The 15,822-nt window shown below is 41.8% G+C and carries 19 protein-coding genes; all 19 read right to left on the reverse strand.

Features of this window, described 5'->3' with window-relative positions; translation table 11 throughout:
* Positions 1-7 precede the first annotated feature (7 nt).
* The 19 genes from CC90_RS0120040 to CC90_RS23430 all read right to left on the reverse strand — a co-directional run bounded on the left by CC90_RS0120040 (position 8) and on the right by CC90_RS23430 (position 15,819).
* Positions 8-1,357: a CpaF/VirB11 family protein gene (locus tag CC90_RS0120040; protein WP_330373284.1), complete on the reverse strand. Its 1,350-nt coding sequence runs from the start codon at positions 1,355-1,357 to the stop codon at positions 8-10.
* Between the two features lie 75 nt (positions 1,358-1,432).
* Entirely contained in the window at positions 1,433-2,278 is an 846-nt protein-coding gene (locus CC90_RS0120045; RefSeq protein WP_051869877.1) for an AAA family ATPase, read from the reverse strand.
* A gap of 12 nt (positions 2,279-2,290) precedes the next feature.
* Positions 2,291-3,109: a Flp pilus assembly protein CpaB gene (gene cpaB, locus CC90_RS0120050; protein ID WP_051869880.1), complete on the reverse strand. Its 819-nt coding sequence runs from the start codon at positions 3,107-3,109 to the stop codon at positions 2,291-2,293.
* A 39-nt stretch (positions 3,110-3,148) separates the two neighbouring features.
* The gene (locus CC90_RS0120055; RefSeq protein ID WP_051869882.1) at positions 3,149-3,721 is read right to left on the reverse strand and encodes a prepilin peptidase; all 573 of its coding nucleotides are present in this window, start codon (positions 3,719-3,721) and stop codon (positions 3,149-3,151) included.
* Between the two features lie 72 nt (positions 3,722-3,793).
* The gene (locus CC90_RS0120060) at positions 3,794-5,269 is read right to left on the reverse strand and encodes a DNA cytosine methyltransferase (RefSeq protein ID WP_051869883.1); all 1,476 of its coding nucleotides are present in this window, start codon (positions 5,267-5,269) and stop codon (positions 3,794-3,796) included.
* A 121-nt stretch (positions 5,270-5,390) separates the two neighbouring features.
* Complete coding sequence (locus CC90_RS0120065) at positions 5,391-5,717, reverse strand: hypothetical protein (protein WP_031392503.1); 327 nt, start codon at positions 5,715-5,717, stop codon at positions 5,391-5,393.
* The gene (locus tag CC90_RS0120070) at positions 5,714-6,418 is read right to left on the reverse strand and encodes a hypothetical protein (protein ID WP_051869884.1); all 705 of its coding nucleotides are present in this window, start codon (positions 6,416-6,418) and stop codon (positions 5,714-5,716) included. The genes CC90_RS0120065 and CC90_RS0120070 overlap by 4 nt, the downstream gene beginning before the upstream one ends.
* Before the next feature lie 147 nt (positions 6,419-6,565).
* Complete coding sequence (locus tag CC90_RS0120075) at positions 6,566-6,772, reverse strand: hypothetical protein (protein WP_031392505.1); 207 nt, start codon at positions 6,770-6,772, stop codon at positions 6,566-6,568.
* A gap of 10 nt (positions 6,773-6,782) precedes the next feature.
* Positions 6,783-7,625 (reverse strand): conjugal transfer protein TrbL family protein, encoded by an 843-nt coding sequence (locus CC90_RS0120080; protein WP_031392506.1) that lies wholly within the window; start codon positions 7,623-7,625, stop codon positions 6,783-6,785.
* 42 nt (positions 7,626-7,667) lie between these two features.
* On the reverse strand, positions 7,668-7,943 hold the full coding sequence (locus CC90_RS0120085; RefSeq protein ID WP_031392507.1) for a SpoVG family protein: 276 nt from the start codon (positions 7,941-7,943) through the stop codon (positions 7,668-7,670).
* Positions 7,944-8,004: 61 nt separating this feature from the next.
* On the reverse strand, positions 8,005-8,238 hold the full coding sequence (locus tag CC90_RS0120090) for a DUF6133 family protein (RefSeq protein ID WP_108702680.1): 234 nt from the start codon (positions 8,236-8,238) through the stop codon (positions 8,005-8,007).
* 73 nt (positions 8,239-8,311) lie between these two features.
* Positions 8,312-8,659 (reverse strand): Mbov_0395 family pilin-like conjugal transfer protein, encoded by a 348-nt coding sequence (locus tag CC90_RS0120095; protein WP_031392509.1) that lies wholly within the window; start codon positions 8,657-8,659, stop codon positions 8,312-8,314.
* Positions 8,646-10,742, reverse strand: a complete 2,097-nt coding sequence (locus CC90_RS0120100; RefSeq protein WP_242843359.1) for a VirD4-like conjugal transfer protein, CD1115 family — start codon at positions 10,740-10,742, stop codon at positions 8,646-8,648. Before CC90_RS0120100 ends, CC90_RS0120095 begins: the two co-directional genes overlap by 14 nt.
* 170 nt (positions 10,743-10,912) lie before the next feature.
* Positions 10,913-11,602, reverse strand: a complete 690-nt coding sequence (locus CC90_RS23425; protein ID WP_051869886.1) for a DUF7768 domain-containing protein — start codon at positions 11,600-11,602, stop codon at positions 10,913-10,915.
* Positions 11,603-11,613: 11 nt separating this feature from the next.
* Positions 11,614-12,429 (reverse strand): hypothetical protein, encoded by an 816-nt coding sequence (locus CC90_RS0120110; protein ID WP_031392512.1) that lies wholly within the window; start codon positions 12,427-12,429, stop codon positions 11,614-11,616.
* A gap of 13 nt (positions 12,430-12,442) precedes the next feature.
* A complete protein-coding gene (locus CC90_RS0120115; protein WP_035315997.1) occupies positions 12,443-13,135 on the reverse strand; it encodes a hypothetical protein in 693 nt (230 codons plus the stop codon).
* 28 nt (positions 13,136-13,163) lie between these two features.
* Entirely contained in the window at positions 13,164-13,502 is a 339-nt protein-coding gene (locus CC90_RS0120120; protein ID WP_031392514.1) for a hypothetical protein, read from the reverse strand.
* Entirely contained in the window at positions 13,492-14,703 is a 1,212-nt protein-coding gene (gene mobP3 / locus CC90_RS0120125; protein WP_031392515.1) for a MobP3 family relaxase, read from the reverse strand. The genes CC90_RS0120120 and mobP3 overlap by 11 nt, the downstream gene beginning before the upstream one ends.
* Before the next feature lie 33 nt (positions 14,704-14,736).
* Positions 14,737-15,819 carry a DUF5688 family protein gene (locus CC90_RS23430; RefSeq protein WP_031392516.1) on the reverse strand — a complete coding sequence of 361 codons (1,083 nt, stop codon included), beginning with the start codon at positions 15,817-15,819 and terminating at the stop codon, positions 14,737-14,739.
* Positions 15,820-15,822 lie beyond the last annotated feature (3 nt).

Genomic DNA, 15,822 nt, shown 5'->3' on the forward strand with positions numbered 1-15,822 from the left:
ATTTCTCCTATTTCTTTGCAAGAAGCTGTTCCTGCATTTTTAACGGTAGTCCATTCTCACGAAGCCTTTTTTGTAATCCTTCCGAAAGGTTTTCTACTTTTTCATAATGTCCGATAATCTTCGGCTTTCCATCCACCATGATATTATCGGTGATATTGAACCGATACAAAGTACGCATACGGCATTTTCCATCCGACAGCGTCTCACATTCTATCATCTCCATAATGCGCCTGGAATTGTCCTCCAAGCGTTTGGTAAAAGCTACAATGGGAAATGCCTTGGTTGCTAAATTCTGCAACGTAGAATCATCCATCCCTGGCTGTTCCTGTTTGCACAATGTAACCATACGATAATATGTGTCCTCACAGGAATTGGCGTGAGTAGTGGTAATCACTGCATGTCCTGTATTTGCTGCATTTATGGCCTGCATACTCTCACCGCCCTTCATTTCCGCTACTGAAATACAGTCCGGGTTAATCGTAAGAGTGATTTCCAGTAACTTTACCATATCAATATTTTGTCTCGGATCATCGGAGAATCTTGTAACCAGATGAACTACATTATTTAAGACATTTCCCTCTTCATCTTCTACTGTCAGGTCAAACTCCCGGCATCCCTGTTCAATTGTAACAATACGCTTATTATAGGGCACTTCACCCAATATCCAGCTCATTAACGTAGTCTTACCGGAAGATGTAGCTCCGGTAATGCACATAGATACCCCATGAATAAAACATAGAGATAGCAAGTCAAGCATCTCCGCTGTTGCAGTACCAAACCTTACAAATTCTTCTTTTGTCAATTTCTTTGGATTGACAATACGAATAGAAACCGCCAATCCTTTTTCCTTATCAATCACACCATCCCCCATAACTGTTATACGGATCTTGTTATTCAGATGTCCCACCACAATAGTCTGTGCGTTGTCAAATATCATGCCGGACTTATGAAGCAGTCTGCGGATTACATCCACCGCATGGCTTGCACTGTTGAAAGACTCTTTCGCCTGCAGGATCTCTCCGGTAGAATAAGTAATTTTCACATCCCGCCACTGATTGATATTGATTTCCTCCACATCATCCCGGTAAAGATATTTTGTCAGAAAAGAAAAACCTGTCATTTCTCCATATAAAAGTTCGCATAGCTCTGTCAGCTCCATTCCTTCCACACCGACCTGATTTTCCTCCAAATATTTTGCAATGTAGGATTGTATCAGTTCTTTGTTCTCATCCGGATTATCTCGCAGGACAGATGCAAAGTTTTTGGATATGTATTCCTGTACATCCTTTAAAATTTCCGGAAAAGTGCGAATCACCATATTTTTTCTGATAAATCCTGCCATTTCATGTATGTTCACTATTTCCAAATGTCACTCTCCTTTTCCACATTCAATAACTATTCCTATCGCTTCTTTCTCCCCTATCGCACAAGGTCAAAATTCCCCTTTCCGTCCTGCAAAGGGATTCTGGAAGGATGACTTTTTTCTTGCTGTAACAGTTCTCTTTACCTCTGGCTTTTGTTCCTGAATATGTACTTGTAAACCGGATATCTCCGTCATTAGTTTTCTTATTTCCATCTGAAAAGCGCTAGATTCCTTAGAGGTAAGCCCTTCAAACAAATGCAGTTCGTCATACTGAGCTTCCAGTTCCAGAACATATGGAAATACAAAGGATACACCGCCGTAATGCCCTGCGGCCGCTTCCCATTCCTGACCGGTCTTGAAGTTGCCTATGGCACTAATATATTTTCCGCCATCCTTCCGGTCTTCCAACATTCCGGCGTGGGAGCGGTAATAAGAGATACCCCTTAGATTAGAGGTTCCCATCCGCAGCACTCGGTCTGCCAGCTCCATAGCAAGAATAGAAAATATATCTGCTTCAAATACTGCCGTACAATCCAATATTACATAATCCGCCAGATGGCGTAGACTGACTAAAAAATCTATCACTCGTTCTCTTGTGACCTTGGGATAGCTCATCGGGTTTTCTCCCAGGCAATACCCTAACAGGCTGATATGTTCACTGGAAGGAACTAACACACAGGCTTCCAATATCTTATTTTGAGTCAGAGTTGGTGCTGTAAGCAGTGCCCCCAACGAAGTATTCTGTTCTGTATCTGCCGTAAGCAGAAAAGGAACTGGCGGCGCAAAAGGATCTGCACACACAACAATAACGTTCTTCTTTTTCTTCGCAATTTCTACAGCCAGCTTTATGCTGATTGTGGTCTTTCCGCTGCTTGGACTCCCCACAACTGCAAGCATATTTCCATATTCCATCATTTTTTCCTCCCGTTATTCTCCTGCTTCCTGCTCTTCATCTACAATCCTTTCTTGCTCCGTATCGGCTGATTCTACATCTTTCTGTTCCTGCCCTTCTCCTATATACAGCTCATCCAGCATTTTCTCCTGTACTTCCAAAAATCGCTGTGCCTGCATACTATCTCCACGGAATACTAAAGTGGCATGAATCTTTCCGTTCTGTTCCAGTTCTGCCAAAAGCCTTGCCTGTTCCGGCGTGGCAAGAACAGTTATAGTAGATGCCAATTCCAGCTCCTCACCGTTTACATTTTCTGCTTGAACGTCATTGTCGGCACCAGTGCTTGTGGTAGTAGCTATAATTTCTACATACTGTAATTCTGGCGGTATAAGTGTTTCTCGCAATTCTCCCACGTCCGAAGCGATAAGTGTTACGATATCCCCAGCTTCCAACTTGCCAGACAGTCCCGCAGCAAAAGACTTGATACTTACGGAAATGGCACGATTTTCTCCATTGAGCTTATTTAAATATGCATTTTTTAGCATAGATGTGTCCGACAGCTTGCTCCTTAAGATATAATCTCCTTTGTACAGGTCTGCATTGGCATATTTTCCGATGACATCCTCTGCCTGATACACCACATCGGAAGGCAGATTATACCCACCCACATCTACGGTAATCAGCATTTTTGCCGTAATCTGATCACCTTTTTTTATTTCTGTATTCACACGGACTAACGATACCTTTGATTTCAGCGCATTATTGAACATCGGAGTAAGTCCGAAACATATAATCAGCGACAGAATGATACAGATCAAACCTATAATGATTCGGTTCTTCATTAAATTTTTCACTTCTTATTTCCTCCATTTTTATATTTTTTCAATTTCAAGCTATACTAGCAGAAGCGCCATCATACAACCAAATGCCAGATAAGGCACCAAGGCAAAGGCTTTCTCCTCTTCTTTGCCAAATGACCGTTGGCATAATACAGCCATAAGCAATCCAAGCATTAACGCAACATATCCCCTGGTAACTCCCAGTACAAACCCGCTGGCTCCCATGAGTTTGATATCTGCACCGCCGATACTCCCGTCTTTTAGAAGTGCCGCCGCCAGAAACGGAAGCGGCACTAAAATAAGCCCCAACATTGCCGGAGCAAACTGTACTTCTAACAATCCAATCAGCAGTATCAATACCGGTACATAGTCCGGCACGGTATGGGTTGCTATATCATATTCTGCTGCAAAAACAAGCACCTGTCCGAATAGAATACAGACAAGTGCATGCAGGTTCATACCATAGGCTCCCATAAATATCCCGGTCACTAAGGTAACCAATATTACCGTATACTTTGTTCTTCCCGGAGCCACCAGCTTCTGTAACACCATATCCATCAATATTCCACACAAAAAGCTGACTGACAATACCACCATAACCTTATGCGGCTCAAGGTCCCATATCATTTCTCATTTCCTCTCTCATTCCTTCAGTTCTTCAAATCTTTGCAGTCTCTCTTTCATATCCGTGCCGACAATTTAATAATATTTGTCCTCCATTTCCGCAAGACACACGCCAATTTCATACACAATGTTTACGGTCACAGAATTACCCGCTTGTCTATAAAGCTGTGCATCGCTTACCCCTGCTGCTTTTGCCCTTTCAAACAGGTAATCTTCAAAAGCCTGTAACCGGAAACACTCCTTTGGCGTCAGTTTCCGTATCCTGCAGTAGACCAATACCCCCATACTACTTTCCGTTAAAAGTGTCTGGGCACACTGTTTTCCAACACGGCCTCTTCTTACCTTGCTGTTGGGATAGGCCAGATTGATTCCATCCCCATGCCTGGCAAGCACATAGCCTTTCTTGGTTGCTTCCTTGATCGGCAATCCCATTTTGTACGGACACTGAAGGAGCATGACACCGTGACGGTCAACTGCTGTCAAGGTAAAACCCGGTTCTCCATCTTCTTTAAATCGTCGTCCATTCTGCCGCTTTTCCATCCGTTCCGGAGTCAATGTTGCTCTTGCCTGCGTACATTTTTCCATACATGCCGTACAATGTAACACACCAGAACTTGTGCCGAACCTGGTAATACCGGCATCATAGTGGGCCACAAGACACCTTGCCCACTGTGTCATATCCGGTTCCTTTTTATAGGATATAAAACCAGCATACTGATGGGCACCGCACTCCAAAAGGTCCTGCTCATTGAAACATTTCATCCACTCTTCCGGTTTCTTTGTCTCACAAAGGTACAGTCCGGTTTTTCCACCCACGCCTCCGCCTTCCGCTGTCAAAGTCACGGAAAGGCCTTTCGAAGAATATACCCTCGCACCCTGACTGCCATCTATAATTTTTTTAACAGACGCTGTGTTTGCTCCGGTGAGAGGAAATACTTTTCTTCCACCTCTTCCTCCAAAATATCCAACAAGGTACACTCGCTCCCTGTTCTGAGGGACTCCGAAGTCTTTACTGTTGACACACTGCCATTCAAGGTCGTACCCTGCTTCCCATAAATGAAGGAGAACGGTGGTAAAATCCCCTCCGTCCTCGCTTGACATAAGATGCTTAACGTTCTCAACGATAAGGAACCGGGGCTTATCTTCGGCTTTTGTGCTTTTGAGCAGGCCAGCAACCGTAAAAAATAATCCACTTCGTTTTCCGGCAAGACCTGCCCTTCGACCTGACAGGGAGATATCTTGGCAAGGAAATCCAAAAGTCCAGATTTCAGCTTTTGGTATCTCTCCTGTTCCAAGCTGTTTAATATCTTTTGCGAACCACTCGCTTTTACAATTCTTTCCGTCACAGTGTTCCCTCACTTCCGAATCACAGATTCTACAGATATTTCCTTCCTCACTGTTTTCATACTTACAATAAGAAAGTCCATACATTGCCATATAACTGATATTTGCGTATTTATCAATTTCCACATGCCCGACACATTTATGTCCGCTTCGTTCCAATCCTCTTCTAAATCCACCTATTCCACTAAATAAATCTAAAAATTCCAAACAGACCTCCAATTATGATGTGAGAGGTATTCAAGACGCCTTACTGTTTGATTGATAGAATAGCTTCTTTGTCATTGCAGATAGAATCGCAACCATGGAAAAATATCATTATATTCTTTTGTCATTCACCCCATTCACTCAATGCACGGTAGGGATATATCTGCTGGCTTTTTGCGAACCGTATCATATTACCTACTTGATCCACTACACTCTGATTGTTCAGATCCTTCGTACACATCATTACCGAACCAAAAATACCCGTTAATACGGCAACCACTGTAAATGCGACATTGGCAGAACATATCCAGATAACAGCGGCAACTACGCCGCCAAAAAGGGAGCCTGCAACACTTTGCAAAAGCTCCCTCTTTCCAAAACCGTTAAATAATTCATTTTGTACCTTTACTCCACTTGGGATATAAAGCGCCCATTGCTCCATATCATTCATTTTCCTCCTCTCTCTTTATAAGCAAATGCCCTTTTTTCAGCATCCCCTACGCTTCCTATTCGATCAAATCTATTCATTACCTTGTCCGGAATCTTTTCCAGTTCCTTCAATCTGTTCCACAATTCCGGATGATGCTCTATAAGATGCCTCCTTTCCATGTCGCGGCAATTCGGACAAAACCAGCATCCATTTCTTTTTGTAAATTGATAAATGGGGCTAAGTAGTCCATTTTCCCGGCATATTTCCAGTGCTTCCTGTTCAGATACCCCATATTTATCCAAAAGAGAAATTTTATTACTTCCTTCCAGCCGCTCCAATCTCTTCTTCTCATCTGCTGCAATTCCCAGATACTGTATGATCTCTCCTTTTCCATATTCCTTTAAGTATTTATGTATTGGTCGCAGCTTGCAATCCCGATTAATCCCACACCTTCCAGCCATTGGAAATCCTCTGTGCTTCCCTATCAATTCAGGATAAGCACTTCTTTTTAAGGTATGGAAAAAATAATCCATGTAAGTGTCTTTTGCCCGTACCACCTGTACAGGTATTCCCCATTTTTCTATTCTTGGGATTGCCTTTTCATAAATAAATGCTGCATGCTCCGGTATTTCTCCACTGATATTTTTATCAAACATTACCTCGGCATACAGTGCCATGTCTATCGGTTCCTTCTTCTCTAAAGCCAAAATGATTGTCGCCATGCTATCTTTTCCAAAACTGCAACTTGCAATATATTTCATGCTGTTATTGGAGAACTCATGAGATCATGTCCGGACGACTCGCTCTCCTTTTTTTATTTTTGGATAGCTATCAATTGTTTTTTATCAGTATCTGAATCGAAACCTAATTTAAGAATAGTAATACATTATAATATCCTTAATCTGCCAGATGCTTTCTGCTAAGATATAAAATAACAGGATATTTTTTGCCCGCTTCCGATACTGCGTTGCTTCCTCTTCTGCTCCCTGAAGTCGGACCATGCAATACACAAAACGAAACACCGCTCCTAATCGTATTAGACTTATAACAGCCACAGAAATATCGTTTACTTTCATTTACCGTCACCTACTTTATCATGTTCTTTGCCATGCCTGCCAATCGGACGGAATGATATACGTTGTTAATTACGCCTCCACCGCCTCCGGTTGAAACAAGAAATTCACGCAGGAACGCCGGTGTTTTAATGGCAAGAACCATGCAGGCCAGTCCCCAAAAAACGTTCATGTTAATTCCCATATTCAACATCATGCCGACTCCTAATTTGCAGAGACATATCTGTATCACAACTGCAAAGGTACTTTGAAAAAACTTGTTAATATAAGTCTTAAATACACCTTTGTCATTATCCAAAAGCCCTACACAGGCCATGGGCATTCCAATCCGCAGTATGGCGATTTCCAGCCCTCTCATCAGGAACTGAAAATACAGCATAAAATAGCAAATAATAAAGATCAGTCCGAAAATTGCTGTGGTCAGCCCCAAAGATGAAATACCGTTTACCCATGCCTGCCAGTCATATGAAGTGACAGTCCCGATAGCTGCCATAAGCTCCTCAATCAGTCCCTGTGTAACTTCTGCCATCCATCCATATAGGATAGGAAAGCAGACGGCTACAGCAACCGCCTGAACAAAGCGTATCACAAGACCGGCTGGCTCCGTATCTGGATCCCCATCCGTCCACATGACATAGCACTCAAACCCCTTTTTCAGGAATTTCAGTATGATAAGCGACACCCCGAATCCCAGCATGACTTCAAACAATACCTCCACTATACTCCCACCGCTGGAACCAATCATGTAGCGGTCAGCATACAGTGTCATGGGAACCAATTCCTGTAACATTTCATCAATATAGGCGATAGCTCCGTTTAAAACTGCCACAATCAGCAGTACCAGTATCACTTCCACTCCGGTTCACCCCCTTCGCCAGAGAACAGCAAATATCCCCTATTACTCATCCGTTTCGTTCTCTTTCAAACCAGCATCATAAGCATTTAAAACTACCGTGTTAATCTGGCTACGCAGCTCCGATTTGATCGGAAAACATACATCCCGATATTCGTCCTCCTTATCCTTCATGCTAGGCATAAATACAGTGAGACCTTTTTCACATTCCACGACTCTGACACCTGTTACCAAAAAAGTGTCAGCCAAACAGATTGTGGCAAAAGCCTTCAGTTTTCCAGCATTGTTAAAGAATTTTGTAATCTTTGCAGTTACTCTCATGATTTTTCCTCCATTCTATGAAATAGCGCCTTCCGTTTCCGGCAGGCGCAGATACTCTTTATTATCCGGCGTAGTTGAAAAGGCTGTTAATCCGCTGGGTAAGTGTTGGTAAGATATTATCTTTGAAAAGTGTATACAACCCAGCAAGCAATAAAGCTCCCACAACAACTGAGATCAAAATTTTCAGGGCGGTATCCACGAATCCTTCTCCCTTTTTTTCGCTTAATATTTTAGTAACTTTTCTTTTTATGCATTCACCCCTCACATAAACAGAAACCGTCAGCTTGTTTACCATATGATTCAATTTATCCATTCCTATTTCCTCCAAAATATGATTTGTTCCCGGCACTTGCTGCCGCAGTTTGCAGTTATTTGTAATATCCAATAATGATATTTAATGTAGCACTTCCAATCACCGCTCCTATACAGGACACAATGGTAACCACAATACGGTTATTCCATTTCTTCTGGTCCATCTCATCCGCTGCCGCTCTGCGGATGCAAAAATAGATAATCAAAAGTCCTCCAACGATTGGCGAAAGGACCATAAGCCATGTGGTTGCATCCTTTATCAGATTTTCTGTTCCCTTTGCCAATTTACTCTCGCCAATACCGCTGGCATATACTGTATTGACATTTATCAAAAACATGGTAAAAGCGGCAAGAACTGTTCGCCCTGCCGCCTTACATCTTCTTAACCATCTACTCTTCCTCATTGTTTTCTTGCTTTCCTCCTCTCCGCATAAATTTTTCTGAAAACAAGGAGCCTGCCTGCAACGGCATCCCCTGCTGTTTCTGGCGTTCTTCTTTCATCTGCAAGTCCTTTGTATAGTAAATCCAAATATTCCACAGCGGAATTTCTACCATAGGATTACTTCGTACCGGACGTTTGCGTTCCCGTTCTTCCCTTACTTTCCGGTTATGTTCTTTATCCCCTAACCCCATCATTCTATTAAAATACCATTTAGATAAATCTGGCGATACCATCATGGCTGGATGAGAACGAGACACTACAATCTGATATGGTCTGGATACCCTCCTGATTTCATCGGTAGTCAGAAGTTCTCTTCCTACCAACATCAGGGTACTGCTGGAAGAAGGATTGACATATCTCCCATGTTGGCTGGATAATTGATAGCCGGAACAGGTATATTTCCCCAGCTTGTCGCAGATCTCTGATAGAGTTTCCTTATCGTCCGCCTGCAAATAAATCCAACTCTGGCAGTTTCCCTTGACAATGGATGCGGTTTCCTTGCTATATTTTTCCGTAATCTGATCGAAGCCCTGCAGGAAAAAATGGAACCGCATGCCTCTACCACCTGCCACGGTCAATTTATTGGGTAGATCATTTAGCTTTGTGAAATTTCCAAACTCTTCCAGAACGAAATTTACCCGATTTATAAGCCTGCCGCCTCTTTCATCAGACTGGCGTACCAGAAGTTCATATATCTGTGATACCATAAGGCTTGCAATCGGATAATATGTCGTTTTTTCATCCGGCAGGATAAAAAATAGTGCCTGCTTTTTCCGTCCTATATCTGCTATGTCATAATCACTTTTATGGGTAATGGAATAGACTGATCTGGAAGTGAATAATCGAAGTGTCGTTAATGCAGAGGTATAGAAGCTCCCTTTGGTCCTGCTGGGTGCCACATCCGAAATAGATAACAGCGCTCTTGCTGGATGCCCCGGTTTCAATTTTTTTACATATTCCTGCATGGGTGTTTTGTTTCCTACGGCTTTACACATCTCTGCCACGAACCAGTACACGTTTGTAAGATTCTGGTATTCCGGTCTTTTTGCATTATCCACCACCACACATAATATTGCGGCTGCTATGGTTGATTTCTCACCATTTTCCCAAATCTTCTCATTACTGGTATTATCGCCTACCAGAATATTCGTGATATCCCAGGCATACATTTCTGCTTTATCCATCTCACCCGCATTCACAGCATCAATAATCGGTTGCAAAAGATTGTAATGGCTGCTTTTTTCTGGATTTTTAAAGTCCAGACATATGACATCGTAGCCCAGCTTTTCCAAAAGCTGGGCTACATACTCATACAGTTCAGCCTTTGGATCGCTAATTACCAGGCTTTCCCCTGCCAGTGCCATAAGGCATATGGACTGTAATACCAGTGTCCTTGTTTTTCCGGAACGAGTGGCACCGATGGTCAAGGTGTGGGTATCATCAGAAATATAATATATCTTTTCTTTATTTCCACACTTAGTCATGCCTATCACAATGCCCCCTTCCCTTAGAATACAATAAGGATCCGGCATGACCTGTTTTTTTTCTAACTCCTGCCTTTCTTGCTTCCTGCTTTTTATTTCTGGTTCTTTTTTCTCTTCGGACGGTTCTCCTTTTTCAAACGTATATTCCACAGGTTCAAAACCATCCTCGATTCCCACATCCTCCTTTTTTTCTCCCTCTTCTTTCTCTTCTCCTCTGTTTATAGGAACGGCATAATTCGTGAACTTTCTGTCCTCCTGTTCCCCGATTATGCCGGTATCCTCCGTCTGGCCGCCTGTTAGAAAACCTAGTCCGTCATATCCTGTCTCCAATAATTCTTTTATGATTTTATCTGCCGGATTTAAGTAACACACGGCAAAAACCTTATCCATTTCCTCTTCCTTTAACCATCGGGAAGAACCATGCTGATACTGCCCCACCGGAACAGGAGTTTCAATATCATCTGTTACCTTCATCAAGTCTGCCTGATAGCTTCTGCTATTCTGCACAAAAAACAAAACGCAGCAAAGTACCGCAAAACTTTCAAATGATAAAAACAGCATCCCCTGCCTCGATTCTGTGAAAAGTCCCGCGATACAGTTCCAAATGGGAACCAGCGTAAAAGAAGCCGCCTGCCCGGATAAAATCTGGTGCAGTGCGGCGGTAAAGAATAAATTGAATAGGGTTCCAAACCCTAGCAGTATACTTCCTAAAATAAGTCTTTCTTTTTTCTTTATGGTTCTATTCCTTCCTGAATCGTAGGGGTGGTTCTATGTACTTCCTCTTTTAAATAGATGAAATCATATTGTTGCTGTACTTCCTTCCATATCTCTGGCCGGATAATTCCTGCAAAATCCTGACGGTAAAAATTCGCCTGTTCCCCGTCATAGACACTGGTAACAAAAACTTTTCTTCCACGCGCCGTCGGGCTGCATCCGAAACCTCCTGTAGCAAGCCATATTTGATTAGATCTGCTCCGATATTCCGGCTTCAAGGTATCATAATTCATTACCAACAGTCTATCGGTATAATCCTGTTTTGAACTATCCACTATGCAGGAATGATTTCCCAACAGAATGTTATGATCCGTACTGATGGGATAGCACTCCATATCCTGTGGCTGTTCCACAATAAAAATCGGTATTCCAAGTTCCTTCGCATAAGCGATTTCTCCCTGCATTCCTTCGCTGATATGCGTTCCCATTACCCAAAGTTCCTCACATTTTTCTAACATAGCAAGTCCCATTTTCAATCCCTTTTCCCGCTCTTCTGGTATTGTATCATTATAAAACTGGGTAAAATACAGATGAGGAGCAAATGCGATGATTCCCAAAGAACAGGCTTTCTCGCAATATTCCGATGCCTTCCGGATATTATCTTCATAGTTTCCGCGTAGAGGACTTGCAATATAAACCAGCTTCATTCCCTCTCCTTTCACCGTTCAAACCCGTAATCCACCTGCTCTCCATAATCTTCTTCCTCATATTTTTCTTCCCTCTCCTGTTCTATAACATCTTTCTTTCCTTCGTTATCCGGTTCCTGATTTAGCTGTTCCTGCAGGAATAGGTTAAGCGGTGCTTTTATCTTTGGAATCTGCTCGTCTTTTCCCACAATTCCATTGTACCCTTCCCGATAGGTAGGATAATACTGGCAGATTGTAGCATACAGACTTTCCTCTGAAACAAGCATCTGTCTGCATTCTGGGAAAATTTCCTTGAGTTCATTTAAAGGAACTGCTCCTGCCTGTAGGGAATAATAGAAATACCCATCTTGATTTTTTCCAAATTCACAAGCGTATGGGGAAAGAAAATATTCTGCAATCTGCTCATGGATCGCAATCTGCGCTTCCTTTCCATATACCATATAAATACCCTCACGGACCGCTTTTACCTGCGCGGCCTCTTGTTTCGGTGGTTCCATGGTCTGAAAGAAATCAGAAACCATCTCCTGCCCGCTCTTTCTAATGGTATCCATCTGATTTGCTGTGGTAATCTCCATTTTTCGTGCCATAGCTGCTCGCTTCTGCAAAATCTCGTATAAGGGCATATCCATGGTATCTCCCTTTTTATAATACAGATTTCCTTCCGACTCCTTTCCGGCGGCTACCGTTTTATCGGAAAAATTTGCTTCTGCGTGTTCCTTTGGAATGACAATTCCTTCGCCATTCTCTCCCCATATGTAATAGATATTCAATGCGATCTCAACACATAAATTGATATTGCCCCATATTGTTCCTCCTTGTGGCTGCATTGTCTTTCTCCTTTCATCGCTCCATGCCGTTCCCCACGGAAAGAGCTTCCAATAATCTTGTTACATCAAACTTTCTTTCCTCTTTGTGCAACTCTGGCAACAACTCTTCCACACGGTTGATAAGCGTTCCTATTGCCTCCATATCCTTTTTGGAGAACTCCTCATCCAGAGTGCGCATCTTAATAAGTCCGGTATGGATTATTTTTAGTTCCGTTTCAGAAAACATCTTCTTTTCATCCACAAGCCCACTACGTGTAGAAAAACTCTCAAAAGCTTCTTCCTTATTATAAAAATATTGCCTTTGAATCGGCTTGTCATCATTCTGTGCATCTTGCTTATAAGTAGACAGCACGTACCCGAATAACGGATGCTGCTTACAGGCCAAAATCACGCCGTTATGTTCGTTCAGCTTCATTACACCGTTCTTTAGCTTTTCTGCCTTGTCCTCTTCATATGGTTGATCCGTACAGATTCCGCATAAGCTGGCCGTAGCCCTTGCAATGCTCCAAAGACGTTCCATCTGTTTTTCCGGTACTTCTACAAACGGATTTTTTTCGATCATGTCTGCTTTCGTATAAAAAGCTACTGTTTTTCCCTTGAACACTATATCTACCACATAATCCGGAGAAGAGGGCTGCTGTACACCAAAGCCTTTCCTTTCCAATTCTTCAAAAAATGCCTTATAAAATTCTACTTTAGATTTCACAATTTACCTCCTGCTTTTCATTCCGGCCTTATTTCCAACTATCTCCACCGTATATGCATCCACCTTTCATTTCAATTGTCGTTCTTAACATTTCTATTCCCTTATTCAGCTTTTTTCTGTCCTCTGACAGCTTTCCATTAAACTGAAAATATCTATCTGAAATTTCTTCTTTTGGCCTCATAGCATCCGTATGCCCACACATTCTTTTATAGAAATACCACGCACAATCCCCCGGAATCGAACCCATAATACAGCCCGGCACATCAGGTCGATAGATATATGGGCATCCATAGCATGGATGCCCTTGGGGAAATGGGGTATGACACTTTACAGACGCCCTCGATTTTCTTCTTTTTTCAATGCTCATATCCTTTATCCTGATTCTTCATAAACAATTCTTTTTTTGCCTCCTTTGATAAGTCACTGCTCGTATTTTGGTAATTATAGTAGTCCTCTTCCTGTTTCCATGCTGTCTGTGCCAGCGTATTAAGTGCATCCAACAATAATCTGGATGCAAAATATTCTCTGCGCCTTTCCATATAGATAATAGTTCGGTTCTCACTTTCCAGCCGAAGCAGCATCTTTACTCCCGATAGGACACGATTCGCCAATATCTTTTCTGCTTCCTTTTCAAAACCTCCCTTCTGCTTGGCAAGGATAGTCTCATCCATTGCATATAACTTTGCCATCCTGTATTTTGCATCTACATATCGGTCAAAACACTGCTTGATTTCCGGTATCATTGATAGAAGGAACGCCACAAGATCATCTACCTTCTCTTTGCATTCAAGTGACAGAAATTGATAAGACAGCCTGCCTTCTTTGGGCAAGCTGCCTTTTAATAAAAATAACTGTTCCGCAATATTCTGCAAAAGTTTTTCGTCAAAATAGGCCTCTGTATCCAGTTCCGTATTTAACATCTTCTCAATTTGTTTGTACCCGGTCATTTTTTTGCATCTAAGATTATTTTCAAATTGTTCTATCAGATAATTTGTAATCTGCCGGAGTTCTCGAATAGCTGAATCTTTTTCCCTGGCATAAGCCAGTATCTTTTCTGCAAAAGTGTCTTTTATCATCTGTTTTCGTATGGCATCTGGTATCTTAGGTGACGTATAAGGATTTTGAACCCGCACAGAAGTATCCCAAAACACTATATGAATATGGGGATGCTTCTTTTCTCCATGTACGGCCGCAGCCCATTGCAGATGTTCTCGTTTTATTCCGTTTTTCTCTGCTATAGTCAAAATATGATTTTCGATATATCTCTGCCAGCTCTTCTGATCCTTTAGCAGAAGTTCTTTCGCTGTCTCTTCCACAAAAGATACCACGCTCCGATACATAACGGTTCCCTTCTTAGAATTGCTATAGACCTGCCTTGCGACTTCTCTCCAATCCTCAAATTCCTGAATGATTCCCGGCTCTAGTTTCCCGAACAGCCCATGGTTCATGCCTTTATTATTCATTACGCCTCGCCTTATAGCAATGTAACGTACATGAGCATAATTTGCCCCTGCTGTATCCTTACGGTTGGGATTTCTATGGCGCTGCTTGTAGAATAGGATTGACATAGCATCCTCCTACCTCTCATTTTACATCCTTTTTTACATAGAGTTTTCCAAGTCACCATTTTCCTGTTCCTGTTCAGGATTTGAACCTTCCATACCGCTATTTATGAAATGATCAATAAACTCCCGTGTTTGTTCCTTATTTGTTGCCATTACTAATTTTTGTTCTTTACAGTCATAACAATATACCTCATCCGACAGAACTTCTTCTGGTGCCACTTGGGTTCTGTTTATTTCTATGACCATTCGCTGTAATTCTTCTGCACTCATATCTCCATTATCTTTCATCAAAATCACTTCATGCGTACTGCTGGGCAGGATAAATACATTACTGCCGGTCTCCTTCGCAATTTCCTTAAGAAGATCCGGGTATAGAATCGCCGTTGCACCATTCAATCTAGCGGTATTCGTAAGTACATATTGTTCAAATGGCTGCAAAGAAAATATGTTGTCCTGCTTTTTATACTGATCAGAAAAAAGGTGCTCCAATAATTCCTGATCAAAATCACCGTCAAATGAGTCGTGCATTAATTCAGTCATCATTTCGCGCATATTTATTAATTCCACGGGAAATAGTATCGGCGTATTTTTTAATGCATGTTCACATAACTCAGCTTCTGTTACGTTCCACAGGGAAAGGTGCTGCTTATTTACTAAAAAACTGGCATGCCCATTTTCTCCTGATGATTTACAAAAAACCTTTGGAACAGCTACCATATCCACTCCCGGCATATCCATAGCACATGCATTTTTTAAATATTCCTGATTATATTCCTTATTTAACACCACCATATAAAGCCTTGGTTTTACTTCTTCATAACTATGAAAATCAAACGTCATAAAAGAATTACTTATCTTCATTGGTTCCTTATAATCATCACTCATTTCTTTCATTATTTCATCAATCTCTCCCCGTTCTACATAGTCTCTATAATACTTATCCAGATTAAGATTAGGTGTTACAACATCGCCCTCCCTCCGGATACTCAAAGCAGAATACTTATTATCATTTCCCTTTATAACCTCATTTTGAATTACCTCTGCGTTCTGATATTCTTCTGGCATAAACTCTAATATACGTTCCTTAATAACATTTTTAAATTGCTCGTATGCGTACATAAT

Source organism: Kineothrix alysoides (assembly GCF_000732725.1).
In the GTDB taxonomy this organism is placed as follows: Bacteria; Bacillota; Clostridia; order Lachnospirales; family Lachnospiraceae; genus Kineothrix; species Kineothrix alysoides.

Bases quoted from the DNA above. Each gene is read 5' to 3' on its own strand.
- CC90_RS0120045 (WP_051869877.1), bottom strand. From the start codon at position 2,278: ATGATGGAATATGGAAATATGCTTGCAGTTGTGGGGAGTCCAAGCAGC.
- CC90_RS0120055 (WP_051869882.1), bottom strand. From the start codon at position 3,721: ATGATATGGGACCTTGAGCCGCATAAGGTTATGGTGGTATTGTCAGTC.
- CC90_RS0120065 (WP_031392503.1), bottom strand. From the start codon at position 5,717: ATGAATGATATGGAGCAATGGGCGCTTTATATCCCAAGTGGAGTAAAG.
- CC90_RS0120070 (WP_051869884.1), bottom strand. From the start codon at position 6,418: ATGGCGACAATCATTTTGGCTTTAGAGAAGAAGGAACCGATAGACATG.
- CC90_RS0120075 (WP_031392505.1), bottom strand. From the start codon at position 6,772: ATGAAAGTAAACGATATTTCTGTGGCTGTTATAAGTCTAATACGATTA.
- CC90_RS0120085 (WP_031392507.1), bottom strand. From the start codon at position 7,943: ATGAGAGTAACTGCAAAGATTACAAAATTCTTTAACAATGCTGGAAAA.
- CC90_RS0120090 (WP_108702680.1), bottom strand. From the start codon at position 8,238: ATGGTAAACAAGCTGACGGTTTCTGTTTATGTGAGGGGTGAATGCATA.
- CC90_RS0120095 (WP_031392509.1), bottom strand. From the start codon at position 8,659: ATGAGGAAGAGTAGATGGTTAAGAAGATGTAAGGCGGCAGGGCGAACA.
- CC90_RS0120100 (WP_242843359.1), bottom strand. From the start codon at position 10,742: ATGCTGTTTTTATCATTTGAAAGTTTTGCGGTACTTTGCTGCGTTTTG.
- CC90_RS23425 (WP_051869886.1), bottom strand. From the start codon at position 11,602: ATGAAGCTGGTTTATATTGCAAGTCCTCTACGCGGAAACTATGAAGAT.
- CC90_RS0120110 (WP_031392512.1), bottom strand. From the start codon at position 12,429: ATGCAGCCACAAGGAGGAACAATATGGGGCAATATCAATTTATGTGTT.
- CC90_RS0120120 (WP_031392514.1), bottom strand. From the start codon at position 13,502: ATGAGCATTGAAAAAAGAAGAAAATCGAGGGCGTCTGTAAAGTGTCAT.
- mobP3 (WP_031392515.1), bottom strand. From the start codon at position 14,703: ATGTCAATCCTATTCTACAAGCAGCGCCATAGAAATCCCAACCGTAAG.
- CC90_RS23430 (WP_031392516.1), bottom strand. From the start codon at position 15,819: ATGTACGCATACGAGCAATTTAAAAATGTTATTAAGGAACGTATATTA.